Source organism: Shewanella xiamenensis (assembly GCF_014647135.1).
Classification (GTDB): Bacteria; Pseudomonadota; Gammaproteobacteria; order Enterobacterales; family Shewanellaceae; genus Shewanella; species Shewanella xiamenensis.
Genome location: NZ_BMOP01000013.1, coordinates 78,649 through 92,215, shown reverse-complemented (window position 1 = coordinate 92,215; position 13,567 = coordinate 78,649). Strand labels below are relative to the sequence as shown.

At 48.3% G+C, this 13,567-nt stretch carries 14 protein-coding genes; 6 read left to right on the top strand and 8 right to left on the bottom strand.

From position 1 onward, the window contains the following. Positions 1–33 precede the first annotated feature (33 nt). Positions 34–1,704 (top strand): urocanate hydratase, encoded by a 1,671-nt coding sequence (gene hutU / locus IEY09_RS12700; RefSeq protein WP_188871315.1) that lies wholly within the window; start codon positions 34–36, stop codon positions 1,702–1,704. 49 nt (positions 1,705–1,753) lie between these two features. Beyond that, on the top strand, positions 1,754–3,295 hold the full coding sequence (gene hutH / locus IEY09_RS12695) for a histidine ammonia-lyase (protein WP_188871313.1): 1,542 nt from the start codon (positions 1,754–1,756) through the stop codon (positions 3,293–3,295). Between the two features lie 139 nt (positions 3,296–3,434). Here the strand turns inward: hutH and IEY09_RS12690 are convergent, their stop codons facing one another. Both IEY09_RS12690 and IEY09_RS12685 read right to left on the bottom strand, forming a co-directional pair. Continuing rightward, complete coding sequence (locus IEY09_RS12690) at positions 3,435–4,760, bottom strand: M48 family metallopeptidase (protein ID WP_037427939.1); 1,326 nt, start codon at positions 4,758–4,760, stop codon at positions 3,435–3,437. Between the two features lie 116 nt (positions 4,761–4,876). Continuing rightward, positions 4,877–5,491 (bottom strand): hypothetical protein, encoded by a 615-nt coding sequence (locus IEY09_RS12685; RefSeq protein ID WP_037427937.1) that lies wholly within the window; start codon positions 5,489–5,491, stop codon positions 4,877–4,879. 402 nt (positions 5,492–5,893) lie between these two features. Between IEY09_RS12685 and IEY09_RS12680 the strand changes: the two genes are divergently transcribed. Continuing rightward, positions 5,894–6,493, top strand: a complete 600-nt coding sequence (locus tag IEY09_RS12680; RefSeq protein WP_372841599.1) for an MliC family protein — start codon at positions 5,894–5,896, stop codon at positions 6,491–6,493. Here the strand turns inward: IEY09_RS12680 and IEY09_RS12675 are convergent, their stop codons facing one another. Both IEY09_RS12675 and IEY09_RS12670 read right to left on the bottom strand, forming a co-directional pair. Next, on the bottom strand, positions 6,494–7,483 hold the full coding sequence (locus IEY09_RS12675) for a DUF481 domain-containing protein (protein ID WP_144376182.1): 990 nt from the start codon (positions 7,481–7,483) through the stop codon (positions 6,494–6,496). A 137-nt stretch (positions 7,484–7,620) separates the two neighbouring features. Next, complete coding sequence (locus IEY09_RS12670) at positions 7,621–8,256, bottom strand: DUF3157 family protein (RefSeq protein ID WP_188871311.1); 636 nt, start codon at positions 8,254–8,256, stop codon at positions 7,621–7,623. A 217-nt stretch (positions 8,257–8,473) separates the two neighbouring features. On the opposite strand from IEY09_RS12670, the gene IEY09_RS12665 reads away from it, so the two are divergent. Next, positions 8,474–8,866, top strand: coding sequence for a DUF1090 domain-containing protein (locus IEY09_RS12665; protein WP_188871309.1), 393 nt, complete (start codon positions 8,474–8,476; stop codon positions 8,864–8,866). Positions 8,867–8,883: 17 nt separating this feature from the next. Here IEY09_RS12665 and IEY09_RS12660 read toward each other — a convergent pair whose 3' ends face one another. Continuing rightward, on the bottom strand, positions 8,884–9,462 hold the full coding sequence (locus IEY09_RS12660; RefSeq protein WP_188871307.1) for an outer membrane beta-barrel protein: 579 nt from the start codon (positions 9,460–9,462) through the stop codon (positions 8,884–8,886). A 207-nt stretch (positions 9,463–9,669) separates the two neighbouring features. On the opposite strand from IEY09_RS12660, the gene IEY09_RS12655 reads away from it, so the two are divergent. After that, entirely contained in the window at positions 9,670–10,938 is a 1,269-nt protein-coding gene (locus IEY09_RS12655; protein ID WP_037416320.1) for a mechanosensitive ion channel family protein, read from the top strand. On the opposite strand, the gene IEY09_RS12650 is transcribed toward IEY09_RS12655, so the two are convergent. Next, on the bottom strand, positions 10,935–11,558 hold the full coding sequence (locus tag IEY09_RS12650; RefSeq protein ID WP_188871305.1) for a LysE family translocator: 624 nt from the start codon (positions 11,556–11,558) through the stop codon (positions 10,935–10,937). The two genes, IEY09_RS12655 and IEY09_RS12650, sit on opposite strands and share 4 nt — an antisense overlap. Before the next feature lie 26 nt (positions 11,559–11,584). Further along, positions 11,585–12,145: a lysophospholipid acyltransferase family protein gene (locus IEY09_RS12645; protein WP_188871302.1), complete on the bottom strand. Its 561-nt coding sequence runs from the start codon at positions 12,143–12,145 to the stop codon at positions 11,585–11,587. A gap of 129 nt (positions 12,146–12,274) precedes the next feature. On the opposite strand from IEY09_RS12645, the gene IEY09_RS12640 reads away from it, so the two are divergent. Continuing rightward, a complete protein-coding gene (locus IEY09_RS12640) occupies positions 12,275–12,724 on the top strand; it encodes a YybH family protein (protein WP_037416327.1) in 450 nt (149 codons plus the stop codon). A gap of 4 nt (positions 12,725–12,728) precedes the next feature. Here IEY09_RS12640 and IEY09_RS12635 read toward each other — a convergent pair whose 3' ends face one another. Beyond that, the gene (locus IEY09_RS12635; protein WP_055647610.1) at positions 12,729–13,529 is read right to left on the bottom strand and encodes an NRDE family protein; all 801 of its coding nucleotides are present in this window, start codon (positions 13,527–13,529) and stop codon (positions 12,729–12,731) included. Positions 13,530–13,567 lie beyond the last annotated feature (38 nt).

Below are 13,567 nucleotides of genomic sequence, written 5' to 3'. Positions count from 1 at the left end.
AGTGAGTTCAACAGGTTGAAAGAGGACATCTCAATGGACAAGCGACACGACCCAAGCCGCCGTATTATTGCGCCCCATGGTAGCCAATTAAGCTGTAAAAGCTGGTTAACCGAAGCGCCAATGCGCATGTTAATGAACAACTTACATCCCGATGTCGCCGAGCGTCCAGAGGATTTAGTAGTTTATGGCGGTATCGGCCGCGCGGCCCGCGACTGGGACTGCTACGACAAGATTATCGAAGTGCTACAACGTCTCGAAGACGATGAAACTTTATTAGTGCAATCGGGCAAACCTGTAGGCGTATTCCGTACCCACGCCGATGCACCGCGCGTGCTGATTGCTAACTCTAACCTAGTGCCACATTGGGCAAACTGGGAACACTTCAACGAGCTAGATAAGCAAGGTTTGGCCATGTATGGCCAGATGACCGCAGGTTCGTGGATTTATATCGGGACACAGGGTATTGTCCAAGGTACCTACGAAACTTTTGTGTCGGTCGCAAAACAACACTTTAGCGGCGTTGCTGCCGGTAAGTGGATCCTCACAGGTGGTTTGGGTGGTATGGGCGGCGCGCAAACGCTCGCCGGGACTATGGCCGGTTTCTCTGTGCTTGCCTGTGAAGTCGATGAAACTCGTATCGATTTTCGTCTGCGTACCCGTTATGTGGATAAAAAGGCCACTTCATTAGACGAAGCCTTGTCTATGATCAACGACGCCAATGCCTCGGGTAAACCAGTATCTGTGGGCCTGCTGGCTAACGCTGCCGATATCTTTGCAGAATTAGTGAAGCGTGGCATTACTCCTGACGTTGTTACCGACCAAACCTCTGCCCACGATCCGCTGAACGGCTATTTGCCACAGGGCTGGACCATGGCGCAAGCCGCTGACATGCGTAAAACCGATGAAGCTGCCGTCGTTAAAGCGGCTAAAGCCTCGATGGCGGTACAGGTGCAAGCCATGCTGGATCTGCAAGCGGCAGGCGCGGCGACCTTAGACTATGGTAACAACATTCGCCAAATGGCCTTCGAAACCGGCGTTAAAAACGCGTTCGATTTCCCAGGTTTTGTGCCTGCCTATATTCGCCCACTCTTCTGTGAAGGTATCGGCCCGTTCCGTTGGGTTGCCCTGTCTGGCGATCCTGAGGATATCTACAAGACCGACGCTAAAGTCAAAGAACTGATCCCAGATAATCCTCACCTGCACAACTGGTTAGATATGGCTCGTGAGCGTATCGCCTTCCAAGGTCTGCCAGCGCGTATCTGCTGGGTGGGTTTAAAGGACCGTGCGCGTTTAGCTCAAGCCTTTAATGAGATGGTGAAAAACGGCGAGCTGTCGGCGCCCATCGTCATTGGTCGCGACCACTTAGACTCAGGCTCAGTCGCCAGTCCTAACCGTGAAACCGAATCTATGATGGACGGTTCAGACGCAGTATCTGACTGGCCGTTACTGAACGCTCTGCTAAACACTGCCAGCGGTGCGACTTGGGTGTCGCTGCACCATGGTGGTGGTGTGGGCATGGGCTTTAGTCAACACTCGGGTGTAGTGATCGTGTGTGACGGTACTGAGGCCGCCGCTAAACGTGTTGGCCGCGTGCTGTGGAACGACCCAGCGACAGGCGTGATGCGCCATGCGGATGCGGGTTACGAGATCGCGAAAAACTGCGCAAAAGAGCAGGGCTTAGATCTGCCCATGCTTAAAGACTAACAATTCAACACAAACCGTGAAAAACAACGACAAGAATACGGATGTAAAAATGAAATCAGTCAATCATTTAGTATTAACGCCCGGCAGTTTAAGTCTGGCGCAACTGCGTGAAATCAGCCGCCATAAGCTGACACTCGAACTGGCGCCAGAGGCGATAAACGATATCAACACCAGCGCGCAAATCGTGCAAAAGGTGTTGGATGAAGGTCGCACCGTTTACGGCATCAACACAGGTTTTGGTCTGCTGGCCAACACTAAGATTGCCCCGGAAGATCTGCAATTGCTGCAACGCTCTATCGTGTTATCCCACGCAGCGGGCACGGGCCAATACATGCAGGACGCGACCGTGCGCCTGATGATAGTGTTAAAAATCAACTCCTTAAGCCGTGGCTTCTCGGGTATCCGTTTAGAAGTGATTAACTTCCTTATCAGCTTAGTGAATGCCGAGGTTTATCCCTGCGTGCCTGAAAAAGGTTCTGTGGGTGCCTCTGGCGACTTAGCGCCGTTAGCCCATATGTGTCTGCCGCTCTTGGGTGAAGGCGAGATGAGCTACCAAGGGCAGATTATTTCGGCCGCCGAAGGCTTAGAAATCGCCGGCCTTAAGCCACTCGATTTAGCTGCGAAGGAAGGCTTAGCGCTGCTCAACGGTACTCAGGCTTCTACCGCGCTGGCGCTGGAAGGCTTGTTCCACGCTGAAGACTTGTTTGCTGCCAGCTCAGTGATTGGCGCGATGAGCGTTGAGGCGGCCATGGGTAGCCGCAGTCCGTTCGATCCTCGCATCCATGCGGCCCGTGGTCAAAAAGGTCAAATCGATTCAGCTATGGTGTTCCGTCATCTGTTGGGTGAAGAGTCTGAAATCAGCTTAAGCCATGCAAACTGTGAAAAGGTACAAGACCCTTATTCGCTGCGCTGCCAACCACAGGTGCTAGGCGCTTGCTTGACGCAAATTCGCCAAGCGGCGGAAGTGTTAGGCACTGAGGCCAATGGCGTGACCGATAACCCGCTGGTATTCCAAGATACTGGCGATATTATCTCTGGCGGTAACTTCCACGCCGAACCAGTCGCTATGGCTGCGGATAATTTGGCGATTGCGATTGCCGAATTAGGCGCGATTGCAGAGCGTCGTATTGCGCTGCTCATCGACTCTAGCCTGTCTAAATTGCCACCTTTCCTAGTGAAAAACGGCGGGGTGAACTCGGGCTTTATGATCGCCCAAGTAACCGCGGCGGCATTAGCCTCTGAAAACAAAACCTACGCCCATCCAGCCTCGGTCGACAGCTTGCCAACCTCGGCCAACCAAGAAGACCATGTGTCTATGGCGACCTTTGCGGCGCGCCGTTTGCGGGATATGAGTGAAAACACCCGCGGCGTATTAGCGATTGAATTGTTAGCGGCCGCCCAAGGGTTGGATTTCCGTGCACCATTAGCGCCAAGTGATGCAGTGGCTAAGGCCAAAGCCGAGCTACGCGAAGTGGTTGCCTACTACGATAAAGACAGATACTTCGCGCCGGATATCGAAGCGGCAACGGATCTGTTGTACACCGCCAGCTTTAATGCTTACTTGCCCCAAGGCGTATTGCCGAGTCTGTAATGCATAGTCTTTGGCGCCGATAACCCCTCTGCGGGTGAAAAGTGCTGAAGCAAGCGACCAATAAAGTGAAAGGCATAGCGATTTGCTATGCCTTTTTCTCATTTAGGGAGGGGATTTAGCACTTTAGCGCTTTTTGATCTTAGCCTTGGCAATCGACGGGTAAATACTCGTCGGGAATACCATTACTACTACATACCCAAGTCACATTATCCTGCTCGTCGACTTGTGGCGATAGGTACACCTCATAGTCTTGATAATCCCCTAGGGGTTCGCCGCCCACAAACCCGACTATGCCATCGGTGTAGAGATTAAAGGTGGCCAGTTGTGCATCCGTGAGTCCAAGGACTTCCAATTCTGTCGGCCAAGCTTTGTGGGCTTGGTAGTAGGCCGTTAAAGTATCTGTAATGGGCGTTAATGACTGATGTAATTGATCTATATGTTTAACCGCAGCATCGGTATCGGGAACGGTCAAAGTTAAAGCCGGAGTTTGATCAGTTGGCGCCTCATAACTTATCTCTGCGCCCATTTTTTCTTGGTATTCCTTATAGGCGGGAATCGCGACCGCTGCTGCCACACCGATAATCGCCGCAAGGATGATAATCCCGCCGCCTGCTGTGCCCATACGTGGCATAAACAAACTAAAGAGATAGGCAAATACACTGCGTGAAGGCGCCGTATACACTTTGCCTTGTGCGGTTGCTTGTACTCTTGCCATGCGTTTAGTCAGCCAAGGATAGCTGCTATTGATCTCATGGAAAGACATCCAAAAGCCGCTCGACTCTTGGGTTTGGCGAATATATTGATCGACATTCATCCGTTTCCACTGCTCAACCCCGGCGGCGAGTACGGCGACCGCATTGGTGGCTGAACGTAAGCTATTGCAGCAGCGCAAGCCGTGTAAATCACAGGTATATTCACAGGCACGGGCATAGGCGGCGCCGATCAATGGCAGCCAAGTGGCAAACACTAACAGCGGTTCTTTGCCAATATGGTTACGGCGAATATGGCCAAGCTCATGACCGATATAAAAGTTAATCGCGTCTTTATCCGACTCAAGTGCATCCACAATTGATGAAAACAGCACTATGTAGTTGCGGCGCAAAAAGCGGGTCGCGAGGGCATTTAACATACCATCGGCGGCTAACAGGTAGGCGCGCGGTGGTTCTTTAATCTCTAAACGCTCACAGCAGGCGAGGTATTGCTTGTGTAAATCGGGGAACTGCTCAGGGCTTATCTCAACCGCGGTACCTTTGAGGTAGCTGATAAACGCCGAGTGGGTGAAGAGGTAGATAATAAAAAACATCAGCACACAAATCAGGGCGATACCTTTAGTTGCTAAAATAAGTACAAGCCAAATAAGTCCTGAAATAATCGCTAAAATTGTAAAGAGTGACTTTTCCTTCGAATAGACGGTATCGGTCATTTGAATAGGGTTGTCGTTCCCTGCGCTAACCACTTGTTCCATGTTGATCCTTTTCCTAGTGAAATAACAAAGCGGCGTGAAAATAGTCAATTTCACTAGGAAATTCAATCTCTATAACTGGAATAACCGATAATTTACCTTTTCGTGCTAAAAATGGCTTAAGGTGCCAATACGGCGGTGCCATTTTTAATCGCGTTTTGCGCCAGTTCGTAAACCTGCTTTTCGGCTATATTAACTAGCTTTTGGTGTTCATCGCCGAGTTGCTCCATCTCTTTGCCCATCACTTCCATCGATGCGCCTAGGCTTTCAATTTGCGCGTTACTCTCAGCATCTTTTTCACCTGAGGCGAGATTGACTAACAGGTTGTTGGTTTCGGCACTGATAGCATCACCCTTTACTTGCATTTGTTCGCCTAGACGCTGCATTTTTTCGCCTTGGATCTGCATTGGGCGCACGGCCTCTTTCACTTGATTTACAAGGGCTGGATCGGTAATCACATAGCGGTTTCCGCCAGTCTTAACCCAGAGGTAATCCGTTTGGTAAGTATTGCCTTGTTGTTTGAGTGTGTTCCAATCTTGACTCTCACCCGCGCCTATCGTGAGCTCACCATCTTGGCGTACATAAATCCACGAAAAGTCAGGATAATTGCTGCTATTGATTGAAATATTGGTTTCGGTCGATGACTGAGTGCTTGTCTGCTGTGTAGCCCAAATTCCACAGGGGATAAGTGCGAGGATCAATAAGCCGCCGAATACTTTAGTGCGTGTGTTCATAATGCTTCCTTGTATGAATAAGTGTTTGTGATTAACTCACCTGTATAAGCAGAGTCCATGCCAATAAAATATTCTTTATTTATCAATCACATGTAGAAAGTGTCCGCCTGGCGAGCCTAAATGTGTCCGCGCGTTCAGTCTCAATGTGTCCGTTCAGTGGACACTTTTGGGATAACCCATCAGGCTGCACTACACTTAGTCGAGTTTGTTAAACACTGCTTGATTGCGGAACAGGCATTGAGTGGGTATTTGTGGAGTAGTGCTGTTTTTTGCCAGTTTGATAAGTGTATTTTGCTTAAGTCAGCTTAGGTTAAGCTGAGATGGCGTTAGCTATGGCAATGAATAGTGATTGGTCGTTGATATAAGGGACTCAAGAGTATGAGGTTAACTAAGATAATCAATATGCAAATCGCAGGAATAGCGGGGTTTTTAGCCATCGCTTTGAGTATGCCTGCTATTGCGGCTGAAAAGCCTTCCTTTGACTGTAGTAAAGTACAGCCGGACAGTATCGAAGATATGGTGTGTAAGGATGCGGGCTTAACTAAGTTAGATAAACAATTGGCCGAGGTCTATGCTAAGGCCACCGCAAAAGCTAAAAATGAACAGCCTCCGACGTTAAAAGCGCTGCAACGTGGTTGGGTAAAAGGTCGCAACGAATGTTGGAAAAGCGATGATAAACATGCGTGTATTGAATCGAGTTACCAAACACGGATTGCAGAGTTACAGGCGCAATATCGCCTCGTTGAGATGACTGGCCCAGTATTTTATGCCTGCGATGGCAACCCCGCCAATGAAGTCGTGGTCAGTTACTTTAATACTGAGCCGGCCACCTTAATTGCAGAGTATGGCGATCAAACTTCCTTGATGTTTGTTCAGCCAAGTGGCAGTGGCGCTAAGTATCAGGGGCGCAACGAAAGCCTATGGGAACACCATGGCGAAGCCAAAATTGTCTGGGGATATGAAGCGCCAGAAATGACCTGTACGGTCAAAACAGCTAAATGATTAAAAATTAACACCAAGCCCTAGGTTATAACTGACATCCCGAACATGGCGTATCGAGGTTTTAGTCTCATTGATATCATATTTGAATGAGAGGTAAATTTGCTGAGTCAGTAGATACTTAAGCCCAAATGTTGAGTCCGAAATATAATCAATGGTTGGTGTGTCAGGAAAGGCGATTTGGAGATCGGCATAGGTCTCCAATACGCCATCAAACCAATATTGTTTATAGTTGAGCGTGGATGCCCAAGCGTTGAGTTGATAGGTAAATATTTGGGTATCCAACCAAAAATGGTTGTATGTAACAACAAAGTCCAGTTTATCTCGTCCTATTCCCCAAAACCGATAACCCGGACCGATCGCGGCGTAATAGTTGCTAATTGGGAAGTCGAGTCTATCTTCTTGAAAATAATCTTCTTGCCGCAATAACCAATGTTCACTGATGAGGTAGTCAAGGCTGTAGTGGCCTTCAATCGTATTACGTTTGGTGGCGTTACCTTCGGTTTCATAGCGCACTTCACTTTTCAGGTTATGGCGCCATTGCAAGGTTTCGGCTGTGATATCGCTTTTTGCATGGAGTTTTTGGGTATTTTTGCTGTGGCTGGTGACATCGAGTGCGGCCTCAACACTGCCACTATAGCGCCATTCTGAGTCACTTTTTCGGTCTGAATACACCAGCTCACTAATGGGAATTTGTTTATTGTTAACCTGAACAAACCCATCGAGTTCGGAGGATTTTATGCTCACATCTTGTAGCGTACGGTTGATGCTCCAATGCTGATTTTGGGTGGTTTCAAAGCTTTTAATCGCGCTACGCTCTATGGATATTTTGGGGGAATAACTGGGTTTGATAACTAAGTGTGCTTCGTCAAAGCTTTTAATTTCGCCAGTGATTTTATCGCCATTTCTCAGTAACACAGTATCTGCCAGACTTTGCCCACTTAAGCCTGCCAGTAATATGGCTACAGATAACCTAGAAGAGTGATTTGGCATTAGTGGCTGGCTCTAAAAAATAAACAGTGTCGAAGATTTGGGCATTCTAGCCTATATGGCGCAGAGTAAGGCAATAACAATAGGCGAAGATTTCAGGAATTGGATGTTAGCACCCAATTCCCGATCTTGCTTAAGGATCAACGAGAATTGATTTCGGTGATTTTTAGATTGAGCAATTGTTTCTGCCAACGGTTTTTATCGACGCCTTCAACCCAAATCACAGGGCTCTTACGTTGCTCGCCCTTACGTAGGTAGGTTTCGGGCATGCGGAAAATCGCTTCCCAGACTTCCAGTTTTTCGGTTTTGAGTAAGGTGCCATCGTCGGCAAAGAAGCTGGCTTCGACCTCAACTAAGGTTACGTGCTCGCCGCTGGTGCTGGCAAGCTCAAAGGTCAAGCCGAGTTTATCCTGCTTCCATTGGCTCTCGCTGAAGGTGACTTTAATGCCGTCTTTGGCAGTAGAGCCTAAGATCTCGGGTCTGGCGATGGCATTGGCGGTCAGGGTTGTGACAGGTTTGGTTGCTTCAACGGCGGATGTGCTGCTGGCTACTGCCGCTGCGGCTGTTGTTACAGTAGAACTTGGGGCCGCAACTGTAGCAACAGCTGGCGCTTTAGCGGCTTTGGTCTCTGTGATGATATATTCCCAGGTAAAGTCGTCTTTTAGTCTGACCTGAGCGCCATTCTCAAGGGTAATGGTGGCCACATCGGCTGCCATCACTGAGGATGAGAGCAATAAGAGTGAACTAAGTGCGCTAAGGCGAAATGAGGTTTGCATTGATTTTCTGGCTCCGGTATCCATCTGAGTCAACATTCTGCCCTAACATAAACAATTTGCAGCATATTCGTCACTGTCTAAGTCGCGTTTTGATGAATAAAGCGGATTTAGCCGTAAGAGAGGGCAGGCTGAGTTTAAGGTATGCGCTTAGGGATAAAAAGTATCAGGGCGTTGTCATAGAGTCGGATTGTCTATAACGTCTGTAGAGGAGAGTAAAATGCAAGGTAAACATCGTACTTATGGACTCGTTATCGGCTTGATTTTCAGTGCTGTAACCTGGGCAGATGAGCCTCTTAAAACGGGCTGTGCTGCAAAATTGGCGGCTATAAGTGCTGAACTCACTGAGGCTAAGGCTGCTAGTCATCAGCACAAAGTGGCAGGGCTAGAAAAGGCCTATAGTGAGGTCGCAAACCATTGTGACGATGATAGCTTAACTGCCGAGCGTTTAGCTAAAATTGAGGTCTTAGAGGCTAAATTAGCTGAGCGCCAGCATGAGCTTACCGAAGCGATTGCCGATGGTAAGCCTATGGATAAAATCAATAAAAAACGCCAAAAGATTGCAGAAGTTGAATCTGAGCTTGCTAAGGCGAGAGCAGAGCTTGCACAATAACTTCGGACTCTTTCGGTTTAACCCGCATACCCTATGCTCAAAATGGTCGATTCAGTGCTGGAGTTATAACCTGCACTCAGCATGACATGCTCTGTTAGGCGATATCTTAGGCCTGCTTCGGCACCCCAATGTTTGGACTTATCTTCTTCCCACGAGGGTTTGCCATCGACAATGCGGGGTGAAATATTGTTGGTATAAGCTGTGGTGCTGATATAGAGGCTGCCGCCCGCATAAATGCTAAAGTCATTGGTTAAACTGTAGCTTAAACCTAAGCGCCAGAGGCTTTCTTGTCGATGTGATAGTGCGGGTTCTGGCACCTCAATATCGGTTTCACGACTGCGGGCATAACCAAGGTAATAACCCCATCGCTGATAATCATCATCGAAATGATAGGGCGCAAGGGTGATTCCGTAGAGATTGTCTTCTGCGGGAACGTAATCGAGCATGAGCGCTACATAGGGAGTGGTGGTTCTCTCAACTGATTTATCTGGCATCATCAGATGATTTGAAGTGTTATATTCCGTTGCCTGTAGCGGTTGGCATAGGCTCAGTAGCCCAATGCTAAGATAGGCGAATTTAGGTAAATGACGATACATGGGATGGCTTCCTTGGTAGCAGGTGGATTATTGTTCATTTCCTTTTGTGTGTGGTCAATTCAAAATGCTAAAATCTCTTTTAAAATAATTGGTTGTAAAATTTTTGTATCTTATGGTGAGTGTTTTTAAAGGGATATTTAACTGAGGGTAACCCAGTTGTTTCCTTTGTATGACTTTGTTGCGCTAGCGCCTAAATTGGAGTGAATTGTGGATCAGGAAATAAGGCTCGAAATTTCGGCATGGTTAACGGGTTTGGGAATTGACAGTCAACCATCCGACGGAATATCAACCAGCATTATGCTGCTTGCTTGCGTGTTAGTCGCGGCCATTGCCTATTTTATTATGCGCCGTGGGGTGATCCGCGCGGTTAACATGGTGATCCTGCGATCTAGAGTGACGTGGGACGATGTGTTTATGCGCTATAAAGTGCTCGAAAAGCTGGCGATGTTAGTGCCCGCTATCGTGCTCAATCTGCTGGTGCCTATAACCTTAACAGAGCATCCGGTACTTAGCGGCTTAGTTGATCGCCTACTGAGTATCTGGCTGGTGGTATTGATGATCCGCGCTATCTACGCGGGGCTTGATGCGGTTAATGAAATCTCTGACATCAATCTGGTCAGCCGCCGTCTACCGGTTAAAAGCTTTGTGCAGTTGTTTAAGTTGTTCCTATTCTTTGTCGGCCTTATCGTGTCCCTTTCTGTGCTCGCCGATCAGTCTCCTGTGTACTTCCTCAGCGGCTTAGGTGTAGCGACGGGTTTTGTAATGTTAGTGTTCCGCGACACGATTTTAGGCTTTGTCGCAGGGATTCAGCTCGCAGCCAACCGCATGGTAAGCAAGGGCGACTGGATCCAAATGGATAAGTACGGCGCTGATGGCGCGGTGGAGGAAGTGTCCTTAACCACAGTCAAAGTACGTAACTGGGATAAGACCATCACCATGATCCCCGCCTATGCACTCGTCTCGGATGCGTTCCGTAACTGGCGTGGTATGTCGGAATCCGGTGGTCGTCGGATCAAACGCGCGGTTAATATCGATATCAACAGTATTAAGTTTTTAACTGAGGAAGATCGAAATCGCCTGAGTAAAATCAATTGTTTGAAAGAGTATTTCCCCGCCAAGATCAGCGAGATCCAAGCGTCGAATGCTAAAGTGTCGGATCTGGATATGATGGTCAATGGTCGCCATTTGACCAACGTGGGGACTTTCCGCGCTTATTTGCAGGAATACCTGCAACGCCACGATAAAGTGCATAAGGATATGACCCTGATGGTGCGCCAATTGGCACCGACCACCGAAGGCTTACCGATTGAGGTTTATATCTTTACCAATGATACCCGCTGGGCTTTTTATGAGGCGATACAAGCGGATATCTTCGACCATATCTTTGCCGTGTTGCCTGAGTTTGGTTTGCAGGCCTTCCAAGCGCCGACGGGTAACGATATCCGCAGTCTGAAATCGGTGAAGGTCGAGGGCTAGTCTCGACTGACGAGAATCGCGGCGAGGGTAAGAAATACGCCGCCGCTGGTTCGGTCAAACCAATGCAATTTGTTGCTGGCCTTAAGGCTAGGTGCCAGCACATTGGCCATCGAGGCGTAGATCATTACAAAGCTAAAGTCGACCATTGCCCAAGTGAGGGCAAGAATCGCCAATTGCGGTAATTGTGGTGCGGTTAAATCGATAAATTGTGGAAATAACGCCGCAAAAAACAGTAGGTCTTTAGGATTGCTGATCCCTACTAAAAATGCCTGTTTAAAGAGTTGTTTAGGCTGACCATTTCCTTCTTTTTTTGCCACTTCCAATGGCTGAACGTGCTGTTTTGTGAGCAATAATTTGATACCCAAAAACACCAGATAGGCGCCACCACACCACTTGAGTATGGTAAAGCCGTATTCCGAGGCGCTGATCAGTGCCCCTAAACCTGCCGCCGAGGCCACCATTAATACCAGTGCGGCGCACACACTACCAAGCCCTGTGGCTATGCTGCGTTTTTTACCGAAATGAATACCGTGGGACATAGACAACATTGCAATAGGCCCAGGAGAAATACCAATCAAAACAATCGCAAAAAGGTAGAGTAACCAAGTTTCGGTCTGCATGTTTTGCTCCGAGTTAGATGAGAGAATTAGCGTTTGTTATCGGGTGAATAATCAGGGATGACCTTGGGATGACGTCCCTTAATGCTGCGGTAAAAGCATAAAATCTCAGCCATATCTTGCTCTATATCCGTGGGTTGCAGTGGTGAACGGATCACCACGGCTTTACGCGCAAAATCTAAGCCTACAGGGACAATAGCGACCTGCGCTTTGGTCGCGATATGGTAGAAGCCGCATTTCCAACGGGTAACAGGGCTACGCGTTCCTTCGGGGGCGAGTGCCAGTTTGTATTCGGACTGAGTGGCAAACAGTTGCACCGCAGAATCGACTAAGTTATTGTTTTTACGCCTATCAACTGGGCTACCACCAATCGCTCGGAAGAACCAACCCCAAGGTGGAATAAATAATTGATGCTTACCAAGGAAGTGGATGCGCGTAGCCAATGCACCGCGGGCGAGTACCCCAATAATAAAGTCCCAGTTACTGGTGTGTGGTGCGACAATGACAATGTATTTGGCTTGATTGGGGAGCTCCCCTTGGATTTGCCAGCCTGAAATTTTGAGTAGCCAGCGGCATAAATGTGTAAACATAGTGTGGTGCCCAGAGTCGAAAAATGAATAATATCATTAGCTTTTTTTAATTATAAATCGACTTAGACAAGATAGTCTGGGCCGAAATACTGATAATACAGTCTAACCTGATTGTGAGGGAGCGGTACTATGTTGCGACAAGGATTGATAAGAAAACCCATTTTGCAGTCTCTCGCGGCGCTTTTGCTGCTATTTGTTGGGCAGGTAAGTGCGGTGCCAACTGATGAGATTACCCAAATGTTAAAAGGTCAGGAAGATGCGTGGAATCGCGGTGATCTTGATGCTTACATGCAGGGTTATTGGCAGAGTGAGCAGCTTAGATTTGTCTCAAACGGTAAGTTTCGTTATGGCTGGGAAGAAACGCTTGCAGCCTATAAGAAAAATTATCCCGATAAAGAGGCACTAGGAGAGCTGAAGTTCACCATCAAAGAAATCAAAATGCTCAGTAACTACGCCGCAATGGTGGTGGGTCGCTGGGATTTAAAGCGGCAAAAGGATAGCCCGACAGGCGTATTTACCTTGCTGGTGGAAAAAATTGATGACCGTTGGGTGATCACTATGGATCACAGCTCTGACTGATATACTAAAAATCGGCTAAGCAGTCGGGCTGTTGCGGTAATTGGGACGGTAGGGTGAAGTGAAAATCCTGTTGTCCCAAACGTCGTCCCTTGCCATCGTATCTCACCTCAGTGAACTGAACTTCCCCTTGGGCATTTTGTAGCAAAATGCTGGTGGAACGAGTGCCATAGTCGGGGTGGCAAATATAAATCGCCGCGAGTCGGCGTTCCCACTCTAGCCCGACGCCAGTGTCGGGTAGCTCGTTATCCTGTGGCCGAGAATCATCCTGCATCAACCGTATAAGTGACTCTAGCTCAAGCGGTCCCGATTGTTGAATAAGGGCCTCGAGCGAGCGCTGACCTTTAGCCATTTTCGGCCAAATATCATCGAGCGCGCCATTGCTAATCGCGTGGAATCCTGTGGTTAATTTTACTGTTTCCCGTTTAAGACTGTTAAAGCAGTAGAGATGAGTCCCTTGGCCAAACACGAGATTGAAGGGTTGATAATTTTCAGCGTGTTCCACAAGCCAGTTAGGGCAGATCAGCGAGCCCGAACTTAATGCCTGAATGACAAGTTCGCCACGGCTACGCATCGGCTCTTGGGATTTTTGAGCCACCCTGAGGTTAGTGACTCCGGCAATTTGTCCCTGCTTATTCACCCCAAACCAAGTACCGCCCGCCTGTAAATCTTTGCCCGCGAGCATATTCTGCTCAGGCGGCCAAAACTGTGCAGGTGCAGTAGGCCTGTGGTGAAACTCATCCCGATTCGCACAAATAATCAGTGGATACTGGGGATGAGTATTAAGGGCGACGAAAAGTATGCACATAACAGGCTAAGTTTATCCAAAGATGGGGTTAACTTAGC